The organism is Halorubrum sp. B53, assembly GCF_059752395.1.
On sequence record NZ_MWTH01000014.1, the window covers coordinates 123,057 to 141,764 of the forward strand.

Below are 18,708 nucleotides of genomic sequence, written 5' to 3' on the forward strand. Positions count from 1 at the left end.
TGTTCGCCCCCCGGGAGGGGTGCGGGGCGATCCAGTCGTGGGACGCCCTGCGAGGTGATTATTCAAATGGGTCACCGCGCACTCGTTGCGTACGAACGCACAGACGGACAGTATACGCTTCACTACTCTCATTGGGGCGCTGCGAACCTGAAGCTCAAACACCGGATTTCGGCTGAGTCGCCGTTCGGTGGCGACGACACCGACTCCAAGTGGGCGAAACAGCTACTGGCGGAACTGGCCGATGGCCTCGAGGCAGAAGCCGTCGACGGCTACCTCGCCGGCGAAGACCGCCCGTCGACGGTCGTCGAACCGAAGCCCCGCGCCACCGGGCTCACCCTCGAGGAGATCGTCGCTGACCATCTCGACTATCTCCACCACGAGGCGTTCTTCGTGGTGTCGACGTCGTTCGAGGTGACTGCCTACCGGACGCTGTGGTTCGGGCTGCAGTACGACTCGGAGACAATCGACCACGGTGAGACGGTCGGGAACGGGGCGCTCGCGACCGTTCGGTGGCACGACGGCGAGCCGGTCGGCGACGGCCATCTGAAGGGGCAGTTCCGGGCGCTGAAGGACGTCGTCGGCGATATGGTCGACAAGGGTGTGTTCACCCAGTCGACTGCTCGCCAGTACCTCAAGCAAAAACTCGGCGAGTGGGTCGGGAAGCGGCAGGAGTTGCGCATCCCGAGCGGTGAAGTACCGTCCCCGGACGCGACACTCGGCCGCTCGTAGGCCGATCTGCGTCGACGCGATGGTGGTTTTTCTGGGGCAGAAAGGACTGAGCCCCACCATAGGCTCGTGATTGGATGCCCAAGAAACCAGACAACGACCCATTCAACGATTGCGAGTTAGGTCCCGACGCAGTCCTCGGGACCCGCACCTTCCACGATGTCCTGTTCACCGACGATACCGAGACACCGGTGAACGTGCTAACCGGTGAGACGCCCGCACATTCGCAGGCGACTGTCGAGGAAGCGAAGGCGTTCACTGCGAGTATCGACACGGACACACCACAAATCGCGCTCCCGGCCTCTGTCGAGACGCAGGTCGAAACCCAGAGCAAACCCTACACCTCGGCTGCGTTCTTCCACTTCAAGGCGACCGGGTCGCTCGAACTGCACCGTGCCTACCACGCCGCCTACGACTCCGACGCGTTCAACGTCGATTTCGAGGCCGACTACGAGTCGGGCAATCTGACGATCACTGTCGAGCGGACACGCGACTCCTGAACGCGATCTCGCGAAGCAAGTTTTTCGAGCGCCGGCGATGGGTGCCGGCGCACCGAGCAGACAGAGTCGAGCCCGGTGAGTCGGCGCTCCGAGGTGATCAAAGATGCATATGGTCATCTACGCGTTAGTCGAGGCACCGACACGGCACGACGCCCTGGTCGAAGGGAAAGCAGTCTTCGACCGTCTCGTCGGGGCGAATCCCCACGGCTGCGCCGTGTTTGAACAAAAGCAGCGTAATTCTCGGAGAGGGGCCACCCCGCCAACATTCAAATACCAAACCGGGGATACCCGGGAGCGCATCGATGGACGATAGCGATCCCGTGGCCATCGAGAACGCTCGTGCAACACTCCAGAGGCTGTTGGCCGAACAGGCGCAGGCAGGCGTCCCGGAGCAAGTCCTCGTCGGGCTTCTCCGAGAACAGGCCGCCGCAATCGAGCGTCTGGGCTACATCCCGCGTCGGTGGGGTCAGCCCGACCAGCAGGAGGCGAGCCAACGATGAAGCGGACCAACACCTTCGAAGTGCGTCCCCGCTCGGAGTCGGATGAGGCCCTCCTGCGGGAGGTCATGGACGCGACGGCAAGTTTCTGGAACGAGCTGACCTATGCCCGCCGGCAGCGGTTCTTCGACGACGAGAGCATCTGGAAGACGGATGAGTTTCGCGGGCAGTACAAAGGCCAGCTCGGCGCGGTCGGGGTCCAGACGGTGACACGGAAGAATAACGCCGCTTGGAAGTCGTTTTTCGCGCTGTTGGAACGCGGTGAGGACGCGTCCCCGCCCGGCTACTGGGGGAACGCAGAGGACGGGCGCGACCTCCGGTTGTTCGTCCGGAACGACTCGTACGAAATCCAGTGGGGCGACTGTTCGCGGGTCGAAGTCCCCGTCGGCCAGGACCTCAAAGACGAGTACGATATGGGGTACTTCGAGCGGCTTCGATTGGAGGTCCGTGGCGATCCGAAGTGGTCCGGCGAGCAGGGTGAGCTGGAGATTCAGTACGACGAGGTCGAAGACACCTATCGGGCATATCAACCAGTGACGATCGACGAATCGGAACTGGATTCACCGCTGGCTTCGGAGGAAGCCGCCCTCGATCTCGGTGTCAACAACCTCGTCGCGTGTACGACCACCACCGGACAGCAGTACCTCTACGACGGCGAAGACCTGTTCGAGCAGTTCCGAGCGACGACCGAAGAGATCGGTCGCCTGTCATCGAAGTTGCCGCCGGAGCAGGACACAAGCCGGCGAATCCGCCGGCTCTACCGCAAACGCTCCCGCCGGCGGAGCCACGCCCAGAAGGCCCTGATCCGTGAACTCGTCGAACGGTTGCACGACAAGGGGATCGCAACGGTGTACATCGGTGATCTCACCGGTGTCATCGAAACCCAGCTGTCCCCTGAAATCAACGAGAAGCTAGAGAACTTCTGGGCGTTCAAGCAGTTCGTCGATCAGCTGCGGTCCGTCTGTGAGGAGTATGGGATAGAGGTGGCGGAGAAGAGCGAGGCATGGACGAGCCAGACGTGTCCGGAGTGCGGGGAGCAAGCTGAAACAGTTCGACACCAGGAGACGCTGACCTGTCCATGTGGGTTCGAGGGACACGCTGATCTCACAGCCGCAGAGACGTTCCTCCGGCAGAACACCGAGCAGCAAGTGAGGCCGATGGCGCGGCCCGTGCGGTTCCAGTGGGATAATCACGAATGGCGTTCGACCACAGACGCCCCCGAACTCGGGCCAAATCCCAACGAACAGCGCACAAACCCGTAAGTCACTCTCGTGGACCTTCGCGTCCAGCGTGGAGGAGCCTCAATTCGAGGTGGACGTCAATATTGTACGTTTGACGAGGACGAGAAAATCGACTCATTCAGGGAGATTGGCTCTATTTGATTAAGAGAGGGCACTCGGTGTTGTATTTAGGTGTTTTTTGCTGAACTGGCCACACAGTGTACTTGCGAATTAGCTGTTGACATTTCTACCACCTCAGAGAGATGTTCTGATAGCCGTGCAAGATGCAGGTATCTTGCACCTGAACTCCTTTCGGTGATGTATACCCGAATTTACGAGGAGATAGTGCGAGCTGATTGGGCCACACAACTTTCATACGAGTTGACGAGGTGCATTCCGATATGGAGTCCGTTGCGTATCGAGACCAAATCTACGAGATATTTGCCGATCCGAACGCCGAATTTGAGACTCAAATTAAGCAGGCACTCACGACGGGTACTGAATTTCTCGACCTCTCTGTGGGCTTTTTTACGCGTATTATTGACGGTACGCAGAAAATCCTTCACGCGACCGGAGATCACCCGTTGATCCAGCCCGGCGAGAGCTGTCCGCTCAACGAAGCGTACTGTCGTCGAACCATCGAAATCGATAGCCAACTCGCCATCGAAGACGCTCATGCGTCCCCAGAGATCTCCGACACCGCTGTTGAGACGTTTGATTTAGGCGCGTACATCGGCGCAAAAGTCATCGTCGATGGTGAGGTGTATGGGACGGCGTGCTTTGCCGATACGGAGCCACGCGACGATCCCTTCGTTGACGCAGAGCGGTTCTTCGTTGAACTGGTCGCGCGACTCGGTGGGCAAGCCATCGAACGACGACGATACGAACGAGAACTCACACAGCGCGAAGAACGGTTGAACGAACAGCGAGAGATATACCGAGCCGTCATCGACGCCAGTTTCGACTCCGTCTTTCGCTTCGATACCGACGGAAGGTTCACGTATGCCTCTGAAGGCGTCCAGGACCTGTTGGGCTATTCGCCGGCAGAACTGATCGGTCAACCGGTAACGATCACCCATCCGGACGCACAGACCAGCGATCGGGCGCTGAAAGGTCGCTCACAGATACTGAGCGGGGAGCCGACCGAAGCCCGAGATCTGCCACTACAAACGAAATCGGGTGACATCGTCTACACGGATATTCGCGGTGTCCCTGTCTATGACGGGGGCGTGCCCGAGTCGGAACGCTCAGAGGACGACATCGTCGGGATACAGCTACTGATCCGTGATGCAACGGAACGTCGTCAGCGCGAAGGACTCATCAGCGTGATCAACCGAGTACTCCGGCACAACGTACGAAACGAGATGACTGTGATCCGAGGGTGGGCCGATATGCTTGCCGAAGAGATGGACGGCGAGCAGGCTTCCAAAGCGACGGTTATCAGGGCAGCTGCGACGCGGTTGCTTGACCTGACAGAATCCGCACAGCAAATAGAGGAAAACCGCGATATTTCGCCCGAGTTGGAACCGATGGACATCATGCCGCTGGTCGATCGGATTGTCACTGAGTGTGAAACACGGTATTCGGATGTCTCAATAACTGTTGACGCGCCGGACAAAGCGATAGCGGAGACGCTTCCACGCATCGAAGTGGCGTTGTTTGAACTTGTAGAGAACGCCGCGAAGCATGGGGGGAGTCCTGTATCTATCGATATCGATGTGCATGTGTCCGATATGCAGGTAATCTGTCAAATACGCGATGACGGACCGGGACTTCCGAATACAGAACGGGGTGTCTTAGAGACAGGCGAAGAGACACCACTCGTCCACGGACAGGGGCTTGGACTGTGGCTGTGTTATTGGATCATCACGACGTTAGATGGGAAGATCGAAGTCACAGAATTCGATCGAGGGACAACAATCGAGGTTCATCTGCCGACACCATCACGGGAGTAGAGAGAACAAGAACAGCTTGGACAATTTTTAAGATCGTTATTGAGCAATTTGGCTCTGTTGAAATCCTATTCTTCAGACAAATTCTCACCTGAAACAGCCGATCGATGAGAGCTGCGCGTCTATCACGCGCTATCAAGACATCGTCACCTTACAGATTCATAAAGTATTACCCTGGCCCCCGGGACGGTCCAATATGGCTGTCTCGACGACATCTCCTCTCTTTCTGCTCTATGTTGGTCTCTTCGTCGTGGCTGCATTGGCCTGTTTTATAAGTCTCACACGCCTTCAACGTATCACAAATGCTGATACGCGACGGGGATTGTGGGCACTCCTCCTGACGAGCGGCGGGTGGGCGACCGCTCACGCCGGATTTCTCGTCTCTCCAACGATATCACTCAAACTCGCGTGGTATACGTTCGGGCTCGTGCTGGGACTCGCAGCTGTCGGCGCATGGCTCTACTTCTGTTCAGCGTATACTGGTCGGACCTACCATCGAAATCCGACATACCGTCGCCTTGCTATCGCCGTCTACATCGTACTTGTCGCGGTGAAGGTCACCAATCCTCTCCACCAAGGATACTTCACGACGACAGCCGTCGCCACCCCGTTCCCTCATCTGTCCGTGTACACAGGGCCGCTACATTGGACTACAATGGGGCTCTCGTATGCACTCGCCTTTGTCGGCTATTTCATGCTGTTGGAACTGTTCACCGAGATCGATCTCGACACACGAGCGCTCCTCGCTCTCGTTGGAATCACCGGCCTGCCTGTCGTGTTCGATATCATCGGGTACACCACGCCCTACCTCATCGATATTACCTACGAGCCGCTCGGGGTCGCCGTCTTCGCCGTTGGTGTCGCGTTCGTCTATATCGACCAGTTCGATGCCATCCAATTGGCCGGCGAACGGGACGAGCCAATTATTGCGCTTGACGCGAGCAACCACATTCGAGACATGAACCACGCTGCGCAGACCCTCTTCCCTGACCTTGACGGTGCCGAGGGCACCCCTCTGAAGACGACACTTCCACGAGTAGCTGACTGTCTTGACAGCGACGACGCTATTTTGAAACTCCAACAAGAGGACCGCCCCCGGTATTACCATGTTACAGAGACACCGTATGGGACAGCAAAAGCTGGGCTCGGCCGAACCATCCTTCTGACCGACGTGACTGACCGTGAGCGGTACCGTGAGGAATTAGTGCGACAGAACGAACGTCTCGAACAGTTTGCCAGTTTAGTGAGTCACGACCTCCGTAATCCTCTCAACGTGGCCACAGGGCGGTTCGAATTACTCCGCGAGGATGTCCAGGAGGTTGCAGAGAATGAACACGCAGCAGCCATCGAACGGGCGCTAACTCGGATGGAGGACCTAATTAGGCAAATTCTCTCGCTCGCCCGTGATGGCCAACCAGTCGAGCAGTGGGATGCAGTGTTGCTCTCGTCGGTCGCACAGAACAGTTGGGAGATGGTTGAGACAAACGCTGCCGAGTTACGCGTCGAGGACGACCTGACGTTCAAAGCGGACCCGACACGGCTCCAACGACTGTTCGAGAACCTGTTTCGGAATTCAATCGATCACGGCGGCCCGGACGTGACGGTCTCCGTCGGAGTGCTTCCTGACCGGCCGGGATTTTACGTGGCTGATGATGGGCCCGGTATCCCTGAGAGTGACCGTGAGTCCGTGTTCGACCCGGGGTATACGACCCGCGAGGAAGGGACCGGGTTTGGACTCGCTATCGTCGCCGAGACAGTTGCTGCACATGGGTGGAAGATACAGGTGACTGAGAGTGAGACCGGTGGAGCTCGCTTCGAGATCCTCGGCGTTGAAACCGTAGCGTGATTCTGTACTGACAGGCTCTGACTGTTCTGCAAAATGTGTCCGCTGTACTGAACGAATCTATCTACTGAGTGACACCGGTTTCGTAGGGTCTCCTGAACCATCCTCTCCTCTGGTAGCTGTTTATTCGCGCCAGCGAGAGAGTGGCGCGCGTCGGTGACCGTACCGGCGGGCGTCGGAGTGGTTCAGATGCATATGGTCATCTACGCGCTCGTCGAGGCATCGACAGAAAACGAAGCACTGGCTGCGGGGAAAACGGTGTTCAATCGATTGGTTGGCGCTGAGCCGCATTCCTGCGCAGTATTCGACTATTTTGTGACCTTCGACGAAGACGACACGACGGTCGCCGGGAAGGATCGCTGGGGAGACCTACCGACGGCAGCACCCATCAATTCAGAGGAGGGCGGTGAACTGCTTGACCGAGCCTGGAACGCCACAAAGGAAGAGTTCCAGCGGAATCTCGACCGCGTGAAAGAGTCGCTCGACGAGCTCAGCGACGAGGCGATCATGCGCGACGAGGATCTCGCCCGACACGCGTTCCATCAGGTCGGCGCCTACGAGGGGCCATCAATCCCGATGTACGACCAGCACGCGATGGGGATTCGCCACCGCGATCAGCTCGATCGTGTCCTCGAGGAAGAGGAAGACAGCCAGACACTCTGGATTGTCCCCGCAGACGTCCACTTCTGATTGACAATGCCCAGAATCACAAACTGGTCCCGGGAGAGTCGTACACCAACACTCGCGTATCGAAACACCGAGACTGGAGCGCGAGCTGTTCTACACCGGGCTCCGGATTCATACCGGTACAAGTGGCGCGGGGCGATCCTCGTCGACGGCTACCCGATCTGGTCGCGAGGCTTCGAGACGAAGGAGGCGACAACGTTCCGGGATGCGCTTCGGGAGCGGCCAGCGCCCGAACTGAACTGTCCGGAGTGTCCAAACGACGACGTCTTCGTCGGTGAGAAGACAGCTGATGGAGCGAAGGTACAGCGCTGGTACGACTGTCCGGACTGTGGGTACGAAGCCCCCTCGCGCATCGTCTACGGCCCTGAACGCTGAGAACGTACACACGCAGGGTGTTTTTCGGCCGGGGCGGAGAGAGTGACCCGGTCGAACCGGGTCGGTCCAACAATGAGTCTCGAAGTACTCGACCGACACAGCGAGGCACTGTTCGAGTTCCTCTGGTGCCCCGTCTGTGGGCAGGAAGTGTTCACCCACATTCCCTTCGAGGGAGTGTTCTGCAAGAACTGTAACACGCAGGTCGTCCTCCGAGAGTCCCGAGAAAACCGTGGCTACGAGGAGGTGTGCTCGCGTGCTTCGACACCGACTCGACGTGGAACCTTCACGTCGACGAGAAGCTCCGTCGCGACCTGCCTGACGGCTCGGCACGGGCAAAAATCCTCGGTGCACCGGGTGCCTATGAGATCGACTGGTGGAGTCCAGCACCTGGGGAGGATTGGGAGCCGGTCGAGCGTGGTGAATTCGACGACGTGGAGGAACCAGACGAGGTGTCACATCTCGCGTAGCGGATTGCAATCCCGCTACGACTGTGTGGTGTTGTTTCAGCGCCGGCGATGGGTGCCGGCGCACACGCGCCGGCGAGTACCGATGTCGACACGGAGCCAACTCCGATTCGTCCAACGAGTCGAACAGACCGATGAGACAGATGGCAGCGCCGACCGCGTCGCGCAGGTGTACCGGCATTCGGACGGGTACCCCGGGAGCGTCCTCCGGGATCTCGCACAGCTGAAAGAGCTGCTCGATGCGACCCGCGCAGAGCGGGGACCGGGCTATACGGCGGCGACCTTCGTGTTCCTCGACAAGCTCTCGACGGTCGACCTCTATCTGGATGGCGACCCAGAGCGAACGATCGACGCAGCTCAGCCAGCGGATCTCCTCGAGCCGTCCAATATGGAGCATCTCGACCAGCCGCTGTTCCTGCTGGGCCACGGCGTCGAGAATCCGGTCGATGGCATCCACGGCGACGAGGAATACCTCTACGTCGTGGAACTCCCGACGGAGAACCCGTTCGACGAGCCGACCGAGTGGACAGTCAAAGTGAGCGGTCACTCCGCGTTCCCCCGCTGGGACGGCCCGACCGACGAGGCCTTCGAGCAGGCGAGCTGGCAGTTCCACGGGTCGCTCGAGGACGCGCTCACAGAACTGGTCCGGGACGAAGTAGTCGTCAAGTAAAATACCAAATCGTATTTATACAGTTAGGGTTTAGAAAGACCCAGATGATTTCGAAGGCCGGACTCGCCGTGCTTGACGCGCTGAGTACCGGCCGTGAAGCAACACCGGTGGAACTCGCGGCCGAAACCGGATATTCACGAGACCATCTGTACGACGTACTCGACGAATTGCTCGCAGCGGGATTGCTCACAGAAACCCGTGGGTCCAGCAATCAGCGTCGTGTCCGTATCGCGGAACATCCAGTTACCGAAGCGTATCGAACGCTGCAGTCGGAGTTCAGCCACGTGGACTGGACGGAACTGCTCTCCCCAGCCACACTCCGCGTGTGTTGGTATCTCGATAGACCACGACACATCGCTGATATCGCAGACCGGCTCGGAATCACTCGACAAGGTGTCCACAGCGCGTTATCGCCGCTCAAGCACCGAGCACTACTCTCCCGATCCGATTCGAAGTACGCCCTTCATGACGAAGTCTCGCCGCTGTTGGCGTTCGCCCGGGCTACTGTAGAGCACGAACATCGAGCCCGAGTCCGGGAAATCGCCCCCAGCGCCACGATCGCGTGGTGCGATCCGAAGCGAGCACTCGTCCGCCTGCAGACCGACGAGGATACGGACGCACTCCAAGCAGCTCCGGACTGGGAGATGACCGGACTGGGTCGGTTTGCAGCGTATGGTCTACAGTTTTTCCTCGCCGGCGAGCCTCCGTTCTGGTATGCTCCAGGTGAGGAGCTAACGGCTGCTGAAGTCGTATGCCATACGCTCCTTCTGGATAGCGGATCTCGGCGGGTTAGCTATTCGATGCTGCTGATCGAGGCGGAGGATATCGATCAGGAGACACTCGTCGAGACCGCACAGTGGTACGACCTGGAAGCCACTGTGAAGGCGTTGTATCGGCCACTTCAGGGCGACTTCGACAGAACAGATGATCTGCCAGTCATCCTCCCAAAGAAGGTCGAATATATGGCACTCAAAGAGCAGTACGGTGTCTCGTAACACCAACCCCGCAGTCTGGCGGAAAATTGCGACGGGTTAGATGATGCCGCCGATCACGAGTAGTCCGACGACGAGCAGCAGCGTCGCAACCACGCTCCCGCCAGCCAGCAGCTTGTTCTCCATCGCCTTCTCGTGGAGGGGCATCTCGGCGTACTCCTTGCGGAACGCGCCGAGGTTCTCCTCGTCGTAGAAGTACTTCCTCTTCAGCGCGAACCGTTCGGTCACCGCACAGCCGGTACAGACCGGCTCCCCTTCGAGCCGTTCGGTCTTGATGTGGGTGTCGCAGGCGATCGCCCCGCAGTTCGGACAGTAGGTGTACGTCTCGTCGACGCCGCTCGTTTCGCAGTGGACGCAGCGATGAATCCCGTCCTCCAGAGTGACCCGTGAGGGGCCAGCAGCATAGTATTCGTACGGATACGAGTACTCCAGTATCTCTGTCGTCTGCCGAACCTCAGGTAGATACACCGGCTCAATCGATTGCACTGAGATGTCCGAGAGATTCGGCTCACACGTCTTGTTGTACGTGACGTTATTGTCGCCGGTGTAGGTCACCGTCGTCGTGTGGTAATCCTGGAGGCGGTCAACAGCCCACTCCTTGTACTTCGTTTGGGTCTGGCCGAACCGTCGTTCGTCGACGTCGTCGAATACCTCGGTAAACTGCCCGGTATCGAGGGGGACCGTCGCGTGGAAGTTCTCGGTGACCAGCGTCGCGACTTCGTCGTCGGCCACCTTCGGATGGCCGCGCTCAGCGTGGACAACGAACTGTGTGCGGTCGTTGACCCGGTGGATGACACCGACTGAGGTCTCGAAGACAGCGTTCGTGTCGGCGGTGATCGCAACCACTGGTCGGAACGTCACTTGCGAGTGCGGCACCGGCAGATCCGCGGCGTCGATGTTCTCGATGTCGCGGAACGCCTCCTGGACAGGTGCGTCGACATCCGCCGCTGGATCGTACGGTCGGAGCGTCTCGTCACAGAGGATCTCGATGCGCCCGTTGTAGAGATCGAGACCGATCTCGTCGGCGATCTCCCGGAGGTCCTCGCCGTCGATCAGCTCGATGGGATAGGGATCGTCGTTCCGCTGGAGCCGGTCAGCGTACTCCTCGGCAGGGTTCGTAAATCGACCAGTGGTGGCGACCATCCCACGCTTTGGACCGTCGAAGTCGAACGTCGCGATGGCCGAGTGCAGCTTCTGGACGACCGGCCGGCCGACCGTCCCGGTGTGCTTACACTCGACGATTATCGCCCGTCGCGTGCCGTCGACGACCTCCTCCATAATGACGTCCCGCCCCTCGTCGGCCGTCCGCTCTGCCTGGCGGACGTTTTCGTAGCCGAGGTTGCGGAAGACGTCCTCCATCAAGTCCTCGAACTCGAATCCCGAGAGGTCGTCCAGTACAGCCATCCGAATGTAATTGGACAGTATCTTGCTATAACTAAATACGTTGCCGACGGTGGCGACGAAGTCCCGACGACGTGAGCGCTGGTGTTGTTGTTCGTCCCGCAAGGGGTGCGGGACGACACATTCGTCCCGGATTACCGATGAGTTCTGAGAGCAACAGCGAGATCGCTCCCGACAACTGGTGGTTGCAACGCCGAACAGACGACGACCATTTCGTGTTCGCCTACGAGTTCTCGAAATCCGTCCTCTGCCACGTCCAGCAACCCTCGGACTGGCTGGTCCGGATCGATCGAGCCGATGGGACGATCCTCTTCAGTCAGCACGACCTCCGGTCGCGAGCAGCGGCGTTCGACCTCGCCAAGAGCGTCATGGAGCTCTGTACGATGCTCCATCGGGAGGTCGTCACGGAGCGAAGTCAAGCGCGAAAACCGATGTACGTCGGGCCCCGACCAACCGAGGCCGCGAGTGGGAGCAATCAGGGAGCCGGACGCGGTCCAGATACCGCCCGTCGGCCGTCGGATTCCTTCCCCCGCCAGCGCCCGGAACGACCACGAGGTATGGGCCACTGGGAGGGTGGGTTCCGATGACCGGCGGCCGAGCGTACCGCGGTAAACGCTGTATGGGTGGACAGCTGGTGTACACGCCCGATGGCGACGTGCTGGACAAGCACCTCCACGTCCTACGCCGCGCCCCTGGCGGGTTCGACTGGGGACCACAGGCTGACGAGGCCCGCATCGATCAACTCGCGATCGCGCTGCTGGCCGATTCAGCGACGAAGAACATCGCGCTCGACCACTACAAGGAGTTCGCGCAGTACCTGCGTGAAGAGCTCGAGAGTGACGAGTGGCGGCTCCCGACCAGCGACATTTCGGCCGATACCTGGTCGCGAGACATCGACGTCGCTGATGAGACGCCCTCACCGGAAGACGTCGACATCACAGCAGTCGATTTCGACGAGATGACCTTCGCGGTCGAGCGAGCGCTCTGCGAGCAGCACGACATTAGCATCCACCAGAGCGTCGACGACCGCCGCGAGGCACTAGAAGATTCCCTCCAGGCAGTCCAATCAGAAACTACCGACTCGGAGGAGTCACAGCCCGACACCGGCGGCTTCGAGTTCCCCGCAGCTAGCCAGTAGGGACGGTGAGGGCGTTTCCGGCTCTGTTTGTAGAACCCCCGAGAGGGGTGCGGGGGTCACCACTCCCGCAACGTACCAATGAACGGGAACGCACGACGTCCCACGTCAAGCGGAATCGAGACAGAAGCGCTCGCTCACCGTCGCGACGGCCCCGTCGAATACGTCGGCTTTCGCGTCGACGGCCACGCCGTCGTTCTGAATCTCTCCGAACACCAGCGTCTCACTCCTGATCGAAGTCTCGATCTGGTCAACCACAGTCTGAGAGGCCGGACAAAACGACTGACGTGAGACGGGACTCTAAAATAGTTCTCACGCTGGAGCAGGTGAATCGGTCAGTATAGAAGTCCGCTGGGACAGTCCAGAACGTGATTTGCTCAGTATCTGTCAGAAGGTGGCTGCTGAATATAGAGTGTGTGTTCAGCACTCGACGACGTGCCCGGGTCGTTCGGCTACGGACGCTCCCAGGGAGACGGAACGAACAGGACTCGTCGACGGAGGGTCAGTTCTGTCCGCTGGCCAGGTTCCGTTCGTATCCGTACCCCACGGACGCCGCTATCGGAGCGATGATCGGGAGCGTGAAGAGCAGCCCGAATCCAACGATGAAGGCGACCAGCTCGATGGCTTCGGAAACCGTCCTGTCCGGGGGCGGGCCAGGGGGAGACCCGATGACGGCGGCTGTGATGGCTATCAGCGTCGTGAATACGAATACGGAGACGGCCCCCGAGACGGCGCCGGCGATGGCACCGTAGCGTGGGTTCGGTTCGTCCGGCATCGTCACACGCCAGACAACAGTCGCGACGATCAGCGCGACGACGGGCGTGACGATCATCCCGAGGGTGGGAACGGGACCTGCCCGGGACCCGGAGCCCGACAGGAGATTGAAGATGGCAAATAGCGCGGCAGCGACGTACGCCGCCCCGGCAGTAGCGAGCCCCGCTCCAACATCTCGTCGGGACAGACCGAGATAGCCATTCATTTTCCAATCGACGAACGTTTGTGGTCACTCGAGTATAAACCTTCGACGCCCGACCGTCTCGACCGACACCGCCCACTCGTGACCGACTCGCGCGCTCTATTCAGCACGACTCGCGGAACAATACTACGACCTGATAGAAACGGCCGTGGTACATTGGTAGGGCTATTGGACTGCTTCCAGCTTCCTGTAGGCTATCTATCGGGCTGAAATTCAAGTACGATTTCGGGCCGATAGTGTTTATTGCCCCCGAGAGGGGTGCGGGGGGATTCACTCTCCGTCACCGAGCCATGACCGAATCAGAGTACCCCTGGCGAGACGAATCGCTCCTTCGCGACCTCTACTGGGAACAGGAGTTGAGCACAACCGAGATCGCTGACAAACTGGGTTGTACGCAACAGACAGTCTCAAAGTGGATGCAGCGGCTCGACATTCCACGTCGAGACCCACGCGAGGCAGCCCCGAACCGGCGACGGCATCCTGCTGTCTTCACTGACCGTGGCTACGTCATCTGTGCCTCGAACTACCGCGGGACGACCGACTCCGTCGGAATCCATCGACTCGTAATGGTGGCAGAACGCGGGTTCGACGCCGTCGCCGATAAACACGTGCACCACAAAAACGGCGTCAGGTGGGACAACCGACCCGAGAACCTCGAACTCCTCAGTCGCGCCGAACACGCCGACCGGCACGACTTCGGGACCGAAATTCGGCCATCGGACGACGAGTGGGACAGATCGGACCGCGACCGTGACGATCGGGGGCGGTTCAAATGACGACAGCCTACCTTGGCCGCCGGCGACAGGGCGACCTCGTCGTGACGCGACTCCCGGAATACACGGAACTGACCCCTGACCGTAGTCTCGGTCTGGTCACCCACAGTCCGAGCGGGTTCGACGTCGGGTACCGAGGCAGCGGGCCCGCACAGCTCGCCTGTGGGCTCCTCCTCGACTACTACAACGACGCTCAGGTCGCCCGAGAACACTACATCGCGTTCCGGAATCGTGTGATCAGCCAGCTCGAGTGTGATGGTCCGGCGGCGTGCTGGCACCTCACCGGCGAAGAGATCGACGCGGCGATGGCGACGATCACCGACGACGTCGTCGCCCTTCCCGACGGCGGGGGGCCGTCACCGACGCTCCCCGAGAACTGGCGAACGGTCACACGCCCCGACCGGCGAGTCTTCCAGCGGGCTGATCGCGACCACTACATCGTGCTCGGCGAGGGGACCGACGGCTGGCTAGCCGTCCTCTGCAGTCAGGGCGATCGCGCCTATCCGGCGCCCCTGGCGAGCCGGACGGTTTCGGACGACGCCGATGTCGAGCGGGCTATCCGCGCCCCCGCCGACGAGAGCAACGACCTCATCGAGCCACCGGAGGGGGAGTGCTGATGGAGAGGCTTCGACTCTCGCGAACCACCCACCAGCTGATCGAACGCGGGGTCGAGGCACTCGAGAAAATCGGTCGCGAACTGGAGCGCTACAACGACCGGCAAGAGCAGACTGACGGCACCGACTCGTGACACAGACACATTCTCCCGGCCAGCGGCGGAGTACCGGCTTCCAATACACGCGCACTCCCGAGGGGTGCTCGTGTCCCATTCATCGCAACGACCAGCCGGTCACGGCGCCGCTCGGGTTGCGGTTCGCAAAGCGCGTCCATATCGAATCGATCCCGCGGCACGTCGCCGGCGCGATCTACGAAGCCCATCACTCCTATATGGACAGTGTCCCGCGGACGAACCTCGTCCATCACGGGCTCTGTTACCAGGACCAGCTACTGGGTGCGATTACGTGGCGCTATCCGCTGATTCGCTCGCTGGAGTACGACGGGACGCGATACGAGGGTGACGAGATCGTTGAGGCAGCACGGATCTGCATCGGCGTCGACTTCCCGAATCTCGCCTCCGCCGCCCTCGCCCGGTCGATGGAACGGTTCGTGCGTCGGCACGGCCGGCGGCGAGGCGTTCGCCTTCTGCTGACGTTCGTGCGAGCTGACTTCGACGGCTCGATGATCAAAGCGCTCAGAGACAAGGGCTGGCACTGCGCGGGGAAAACGGAGCCCGGACAGGCAGGTAACCGGCCCGACAAGCAAATCCGAGAGCGGCCGAAGTGGCGGTTTCTCTGTGAGGTTCCTGCCGAGTCCGAGCGGGAACAGACCTCACTCGGACGGTGGACCCAGTGACCACAAACGCTCGTCTCGATGAGTTCGGAGCAGAGGAGGATTCGGACAACCAGCCGGAGCGCGAGCGCTCAGTAATTGAGCGACTGTTGGACCCGATATCACCGGCCATGGGGCTGCGAGTTATCCCCGGCCGTGGTGACCCGGTGTACCTCCAAAACAGGGGAACTGAACGTTACCTGTTCCGGGATGCCCATGAGCGGTGGTTCATCCTCCAGCCCTCGGCCAAGGAGTCGGTCGACGGCTTCGTTCGCTGGGTGTATCTCCCCGACGGCAAACCCGCCGAGATCGCCCGGACAGCGATCCGTCAACGGACGGTTCGCGGCTACCGGTACGTCCAGCGAAGCGGAGCTCCCGAGCCGGTTGGGACGACGGTGACAGCGATGTACGTCAGTGAGCCCTGGCCCGACGATGTCTACGAGTGTGGATCCTGCGGAGCCGAGTTCGAGTCGCCCCGTGCTCAGGCCCTTCACTGCTGGGAGGACCATCCCTGGGTTCCGAACCCGGAGCAGGTTCGGCTACGCCGCTCCAGCACCGAGTAACGACAGTGCGGCAGTTTCCCGACGGTGGTTCGATTAACCAACAGCCAGCCCCTTCCTAGGTCAGTGTTGGTTAACGTGGTGTTGTTGTTGCGCCCGGCAGAGGGGCGCAGGGCGCGAGACGATGCAGGCAGCCGTCGATGAGCGTTCCTGCGTCGAGGTGACTACGATGAAAGACCCAGAGTCGAGAACCATCTTCGCTGGCGTCGATGGACGTACCGACACCGAACTACCCGAGTGGTATCGTCAGCGTCACGGCGGCAAAGACACCGTGAGCTTCGCTGAGGCGATCCGCGACCTCCCGCAGGCCGTCGAGTCGACCGTGGCCTACAAGAACCCCTACACCGACGAGTGGGTGGAGACGGAGCGATTCAACGCGCTCGTCGAGCCAAGTCGCGCTCGAGAGCAGGCCCGTGAGGAGGACGCCGAAACGGATTCCTTGTTCCATATTCCGACCGACTCGTACTCGATCATCAACCCGGTCGACGTCTACGGCCCTCTGGAGGAGGTCCTTCGGGAGGAGACTATCGACGGAACGCCGCTGGGTGACGTGATGTTCGGCGAGATTCGTCGCTACCGGGGCGGCGGCGAGGTCCATATGGACATCATGTTCGACGGCCTCGAGGTGCGCCTCCCCGGCCGGTCGGACCCGATCACGATGGGCGTCACGTCGGGCTACGACTTCTTCGGCGAGCACGCCGTCTACGTGGAGGGATTCGCCCAGGACGGGTACTGTTCGAATACAATGCGCTCGCTCACCGACAAGGAGGTCATCAAGCACGTCGGCGACGTGCGGAACTTCCGGACCTGGTGGGAGGAGATCCTCGCACAGGTCGAACTCGTCGCCGACGACCTCTTCGAGTTCATCCGTGGCGCCCAGGACATCGACCTTGACTTCTCGGAGCTCCCGTTCACCGTCACGGAGTTCTACAGCCTGCTCGGCTTCCCGGACTATCTGGCCGAGCGTGCCGCGAGCGATGCGGAGGCCAATGCGACCTCCCCCGTCGAGATCGATATGTGGACGCTGCATTCTGGGGCGACGTACGCGCTCACTCACTTCTTCCAGGGCAAGGAGGGTGCGTCGCTGGACGGCTACGTTCGCACGGCCAACGACATCCTGTTCAACCCGGAGGGTACCATCGAGCGCGTCGAGCGAGCCTACGAGGAGGAGCTAGAGGCGGACGGCGACGACGGGTCGCAGGCGTCGCTCGCCGGCGAGCGGGCACTCGCGAGCATCGAGCGCGTCAGCGACGACCTGCAGGAGAAAGTCGACCAGTTCGAGGAGCGTGAGGACGCGCTCCGTGAGCGATTCCAGGACGCGATGAGCTGAACCTCGAATTGTCGCAGCTCAACTGTTTTCAGTTGCCCACTCGAGCAACGGCTCCAGTCGTGTTCGAACCTCGTCGCCATCATCAGTTAACGCATATTCGACACGCGGCGGGATTTCATTATACTGCGTCCGTGAGACGAGCCCTGCCTCCTGGAATTCGTTCAGCCGTTTCGAGATTGTCGACGTGCTCGCTGTCGGGAGGTGCTCTTCGATCTCCGCGAACCGCAGTGAGTCGTGTGCGCCGATGATGCTAACGAGTTGCATCGCGTATTTTCGGCTCAACGTGTCGATAACGCCTGTGAGCGGACAGTAGCACGTCCCCTCAACATCGCACGTTGGCGCCGGTGAAGTAGTATCTGCCATAGCTTCGTAGCCTCCAACCTACTCTGTAGCTTCGGACTCTGGAGTATAAGAACTTCCCGTCGTAAAGTATAGGAACTGATGACCCACACCTCCGACTATGATCTCGTGATTCTCGGCGGTGGCGCCGCAGCTTTCGCCGCGATCACTGAAGCAAGCCGGCGGGGCCTCTCGACGGCGATGGTGAACACCGGCCTGCCCATCGGCGGGACGTGCGTGAACGTCGGCTGTGTCCCGAGTAAGCATCTGCTCGCCGTCGCCGAGAGCGGCGCTGCAGCGTCGGAGAATCCCTTCGACGCCGTTCGATACCCTGAGGAACCGACTGTCGACTGGGCCGACGCACTCGACGGGACCAACGGTCTCGTCGAACGGTTCCGGCAGGAGAACTACGCCGACGTCGCAGAACACTTCGAGACCGACATTTACGAGGGCTACGGCCAGCTGGTCGGCGACACGACTATCGAGGTCGTCGACGGCGCCGACGAGGGCGCGCGCATCACTGGGGAGAAAGCGCTCGTCGCGACCGGCAGTTCACCGTGGGCGCCGCCCATCGACGGCCTCGACGGCGTCGACTACTACACGAGCGAGACCATCCTCGAGGAGCTCGACCTCCCAGAGAGCATCGTGATGCTTGGTGGCGGATACATCGCGCTGGAGTGGGGCCAAATCCTCCACCGTGTCGGCGTCGACGTGATCATCCTTCAGCGCTCCGGTCACGTGCTCTCAGATATGGAAGGTCAGCTCGGCCGGGAGATGCAACGAGCCTTCAATGAGGAGGGAATCGACGTCGTGACCAGTAACGACTTCCAGCAGGTTCAGGATGTGGCTACCGACAGTGGTGCTGACCCTGGTCAGAAGGGC

22 protein-coding genes and 3 pseudogenes are annotated in these 18,708 nt (G+C 60.5%); 22 read left to right on the forward strand and 3 right to left on the reverse strand.

From position 1 onward, the window contains the following. The first annotated feature begins 66 nt into the window (after window positions 1-66). The 12 genes and pseudogenes from B4V06_RS12315 (at window position 67) to B4V06_RS12370 (ending at window position 9,929) form a co-directional block, all read left to right on the forward strand. Window positions 67-729 (forward strand): DUF6735 family protein, encoded by a 663-nt coding sequence (locus tag B4V06_RS12315; protein WP_498166433.1) that lies wholly within the window; start codon window positions 67-69, stop codon window positions 727-729. A 74-nt stretch (window positions 730-803) separates the two neighbouring features. After that, entirely contained in the window at window positions 804-1,226 is a 423-nt protein-coding gene (locus tag B4V06_RS12320) for a DUF8025 family protein (protein WP_498166431.1), read from the forward strand. A gap of 103 nt (window positions 1,227-1,329) precedes the next feature. Further along, window positions 1,330-1,449: pseudogene (locus B4V06_RS12325) on the forward strand (DUF7995 family protein); the annotation flags it as partial. A 79-nt stretch (window positions 1,450-1,528) separates the two neighbouring features. After that, window positions 1,529-1,726, forward strand: coding sequence for a hypothetical protein (locus B4V06_RS12330; protein ID WP_498166429.1), 198 nt, complete (start codon window positions 1,529-1,531; stop codon window positions 1,724-1,726). After that, entirely contained in the window at window positions 1,723-2,985 is a 1,263-nt protein-coding gene (locus B4V06_RS12335; protein WP_498166427.1) for an RNA-guided endonuclease InsQ/TnpB family protein, read from the forward strand. The genes B4V06_RS12330 and B4V06_RS12335 overlap by 4 nt, the downstream gene beginning before the upstream one ends. Window positions 2,986-3,344: 359 nt before the next feature. Then, window positions 3,345-4,898 (forward strand): ATP-binding protein, encoded by a 1,554-nt coding sequence (locus tag B4V06_RS12340; RefSeq protein WP_498166425.1) that lies wholly within the window; start codon window positions 3,345-3,347, stop codon window positions 4,896-4,898. Window positions 4,899-5,091: 193 nt separating this feature from the next. Beyond that, a complete protein-coding gene (locus B4V06_RS12345; protein ID WP_498166423.1) occupies window positions 5,092-6,741 on the forward strand; it encodes an ATP-binding protein in 1,650 nt (549 codons plus the stop codon). Between the two features lie 186 nt (window positions 6,742-6,927). Then, on the forward strand, window positions 6,928-7,428 hold the full coding sequence (locus tag B4V06_RS12350) for a DUF7995 family protein (RefSeq protein ID WP_498166615.1): 501 nt from the start codon (window positions 6,928-6,930) through the stop codon (window positions 7,426-7,428). 6 nt (window positions 7,429-7,434) lie between these two features. Then, entirely contained in the window at window positions 7,435-7,800 is a 366-nt protein-coding gene (locus tag B4V06_RS12355) for a DUF7568 family protein (RefSeq protein WP_142980775.1), read from the forward strand. A 72-nt stretch (window positions 7,801-7,872) separates the two neighbouring features. Continuing rightward, window positions 7,873-8,267 (forward strand): annotated as a pseudogene (locus B4V06_RS12360) (DUF7567 family protein). Window positions 8,268-8,349: 82 nt separating this feature from the next. Beyond that, a complete protein-coding gene (locus B4V06_RS12365) occupies window positions 8,350-8,934 on the forward strand; it encodes a hypothetical protein (protein WP_142980774.1) in 585 nt (194 codons plus the stop codon). 44 nt (window positions 8,935-8,978) lie between these two features. Continuing rightward, window positions 8,979-9,929 carry a MarR family transcriptional regulator gene (locus B4V06_RS12370; RefSeq protein ID WP_142980773.1) on the forward strand — a complete coding sequence of 317 codons (951 nt, stop codon included), beginning with the start codon at window positions 8,979-8,981 and terminating at the stop codon, window positions 9,927-9,929. Window positions 9,930-9,965: 36 nt separating this feature from the next. Here the strand turns inward: B4V06_RS12370 and B4V06_RS12375 are convergent, their stop codons facing one another. Continuing rightward, the gene (locus B4V06_RS12375) at window positions 9,966-11,330 is read right to left on the reverse strand and encodes a restriction endonuclease (RefSeq protein WP_498166418.1); all 1,365 of its coding nucleotides are present in this window, start codon (window positions 11,328-11,330) and stop codon (window positions 9,966-9,968) included. Between the two features lie 137 nt (window positions 11,331-11,467). Here B4V06_RS12375 and B4V06_RS12380 point away from each other — a divergent pair, with 137 nt between their 5' ends. From B4V06_RS12380 to B4V06_RS12390, 3 genes and pseudogenes are all read left to right on the forward strand, one after another. Beyond that, the gene (locus B4V06_RS12380; protein WP_498166415.1) at window positions 11,468-11,914 is read left to right on the forward strand and encodes a hypothetical protein; all 447 of its coding nucleotides are present in this window, start codon (window positions 11,468-11,470) and stop codon (window positions 11,912-11,914) included. A 32-nt stretch (window positions 11,915-11,946) separates the two neighbouring features. Next, a complete protein-coding gene (locus B4V06_RS12385; protein ID WP_498166413.1) occupies window positions 11,947-12,465 on the forward strand; it encodes a DUF6166 domain-containing protein in 519 nt (172 codons plus the stop codon). A 78-nt stretch (window positions 12,466-12,543) separates the two neighbouring features. Then, a pseudogene (locus B4V06_RS12390) lies at window positions 12,544-12,732 on the forward strand (DUF6166 domain-containing protein); the annotation flags it as partial. Window positions 12,733-12,964: 232 nt separating this feature from the next. Here B4V06_RS12390 and B4V06_RS12395 read toward each other — a convergent pair. After that, window positions 12,965-13,441 (reverse strand): hypothetical protein, encoded by a 477-nt coding sequence (locus tag B4V06_RS12395; protein WP_142980877.1) that lies wholly within the window; start codon window positions 13,439-13,441, stop codon window positions 12,965-12,967. A 287-nt stretch (window positions 13,442-13,728) separates the two neighbouring features. On the opposite strand from B4V06_RS12395, the gene B4V06_RS12400 reads away from it, so the two are divergent. The 6 genes from B4V06_RS12400 to B4V06_RS12425 all read left to right on the forward strand — a co-directional run bounded on the left by B4V06_RS12400 (window position 13,729) and on the right by B4V06_RS12425 (window position 17,487). Beyond that, window positions 13,729-14,214: an HNH endonuclease signature motif containing protein gene (locus B4V06_RS12400; protein WP_142980876.1), complete on the forward strand. Its 486-nt coding sequence runs from the start codon at window positions 13,729-13,731 to the stop codon at window positions 14,212-14,214. Further along, window positions 14,211-14,828 (forward strand): DUF6166 domain-containing protein, encoded by a 618-nt coding sequence (locus B4V06_RS12405; protein WP_498166409.1) that lies wholly within the window; start codon window positions 14,211-14,213, stop codon window positions 14,826-14,828. Before B4V06_RS12400 ends, B4V06_RS12405 begins: the two co-directional genes overlap by 4 nt. Beyond that, window positions 14,828-14,959, forward strand: coding sequence for a hypothetical protein (locus tag B4V06_RS12410; RefSeq protein ID WP_498166406.1), 132 nt, complete (start codon window positions 14,828-14,830; stop codon window positions 14,957-14,959). The genes B4V06_RS12405 and B4V06_RS12410 overlap by 1 nt, the downstream gene beginning before the upstream one ends. Continuing rightward, window positions 14,956-15,621, forward strand: a complete 666-nt coding sequence (locus B4V06_RS12415) for a hypothetical protein (protein ID WP_498166403.1) — start codon at window positions 14,956-14,958, stop codon at window positions 15,619-15,621. The genes B4V06_RS12410 and B4V06_RS12415 overlap by 4 nt, the downstream gene beginning before the upstream one ends. Beyond that, window positions 15,618-16,160: a hypothetical protein gene (locus B4V06_RS12420; protein WP_498166401.1), complete on the forward strand. Its 543-nt coding sequence runs from the start codon at window positions 15,618-15,620 to the stop codon at window positions 16,158-16,160. Before B4V06_RS12415 ends, B4V06_RS12420 begins: the two co-directional genes overlap by 4 nt. Before the next feature lie 166 nt (window positions 16,161-16,326). Further along, entirely contained in the window at window positions 16,327-17,487 is a 1,161-nt protein-coding gene (locus B4V06_RS12425; RefSeq protein ID WP_498170073.1) for a hypothetical protein, read from the forward strand. Window positions 17,488-17,505: 18 nt separating this feature from the next. Here the strand turns inward: B4V06_RS12425 and B4V06_RS12430 are convergent, their stop codons facing one another. Further along, the gene (locus B4V06_RS12430) at window positions 17,506-17,850 is read right to left on the reverse strand and encodes a winged helix-turn-helix transcriptional regulator (RefSeq protein ID WP_498170075.1); all 345 of its coding nucleotides are present in this window, start codon (window positions 17,848-17,850) and stop codon (window positions 17,506-17,508) included. A 78-nt stretch (window positions 17,851-17,928) separates the two neighbouring features. Between B4V06_RS12430 and B4V06_RS12435 the strand changes: the two genes are divergently transcribed. Then, window positions 17,929-18,708 (forward strand): FAD-dependent oxidoreductase (locus tag B4V06_RS12435; protein WP_498170077.1); only part of this gene is annotated, 780 nt, incomplete at its 3' end.

Bases quoted from the DNA above. Each gene is read 5' to 3' on its own strand.
- B4V06_RS12330 (WP_498166429.1), top strand. From the start codon at position 1,529: ATGGACGATAGCGATCCCGTGGCCATCGAGAACGCTCGTGCAACACTC.
- B4V06_RS12340 (WP_498166425.1), top strand. From the start codon at position 3,345: ATGGAGTCCGTTGCGTATCGAGACCAAATCTACGAGATATTTGCCGAT.
- B4V06_RS12315 (WP_498166433.1), top strand. From the start codon at position 67: ATGGGTCACCGCGCACTCGTTGCGTACGAACGCACAGACGGACAGTAT.
- B4V06_RS12405 (WP_498166409.1), top strand. From the start codon at position 14,211: ATGACGACAGCCTACCTTGGCCGCCGGCGACAGGGCGACCTCGTCGTG.
- B4V06_RS12410 (WP_498166406.1), top strand. From the start codon at position 14,828: ATGGAGAGGCTTCGACTCTCGCGAACCACCCACCAGCTGATCGAACGC.
- B4V06_RS12380 (WP_498166415.1), top strand. From the start codon at position 11,468: ATGAGTTCTGAGAGCAACAGCGAGATCGCTCCCGACAACTGGTGGTTG.
- B4V06_RS12365 (WP_142980774.1), top strand. From the start codon at position 8,350: ATGTCGACACGGAGCCAACTCCGATTCGTCCAACGAGTCGAACAGACC.
- B4V06_RS12430 (WP_498170075.1), bottom strand. From the start codon at position 17,850: ATGGCAGATACTACTTCACCGGCGCCAACGTGCGATGTTGAGGGGACG.
- B4V06_RS12375 (WP_498166418.1), bottom strand. From the start codon at position 11,330: ATGGCTGTACTGGACGACCTCTCGGGATTCGAGTTCGAGGACTTGATG.
- B4V06_RS12320 (WP_498166431.1), top strand. From the start codon at position 804: ATGCCCAAGAAACCAGACAACGACCCATTCAACGATTGCGAGTTAGGT.
- B4V06_RS12395 (WP_142980877.1), bottom strand. From the start codon at position 13,441: ATGAATGGCTATCTCGGTCTGTCCCGACGAGATGTTGGAGCGGGGCTC.
- B4V06_RS12425 (WP_498170073.1), top strand. From the start codon at position 16,327: ATGAAAGACCCAGAGTCGAGAACCATCTTCGCTGGCGTCGATGGACGT.
- B4V06_RS12350 (WP_498166615.1), top strand. From the start codon at position 6,928: ATGCATATGGTCATCTACGCGCTCGTCGAGGCATCGACAGAAAACGAA.
- B4V06_RS12400 (WP_142980876.1), top strand. From the start codon at position 13,729: ATGACCGAATCAGAGTACCCCTGGCGAGACGAATCGCTCCTTCGCGAC.
- B4V06_RS12385 (WP_498166413.1), top strand. From the start codon at position 11,947: ATGGGTGGACAGCTGGTGTACACGCCCGATGGCGACGTGCTGGACAAG.
- B4V06_RS12355 (WP_142980775.1), top strand. From the start codon at position 7,435: ATGCCCAGAATCACAAACTGGTCCCGGGAGAGTCGTACACCAACACTC.
- B4V06_RS12370 (WP_142980773.1), top strand. From the start codon at position 8,979: ATGATTTCGAAGGCCGGACTCGCCGTGCTTGACGCGCTGAGTACCGGC.
- B4V06_RS12335 (WP_498166427.1), top strand. From the start codon at position 1,723: ATGAAGCGGACCAACACCTTCGAAGTGCGTCCCCGCTCGGAGTCGGAT.
- B4V06_RS12345 (WP_498166423.1), top strand. From the start codon at position 5,092: ATGGCTGTCTCGACGACATCTCCTCTCTTTCTGCTCTATGTTGGTCTC.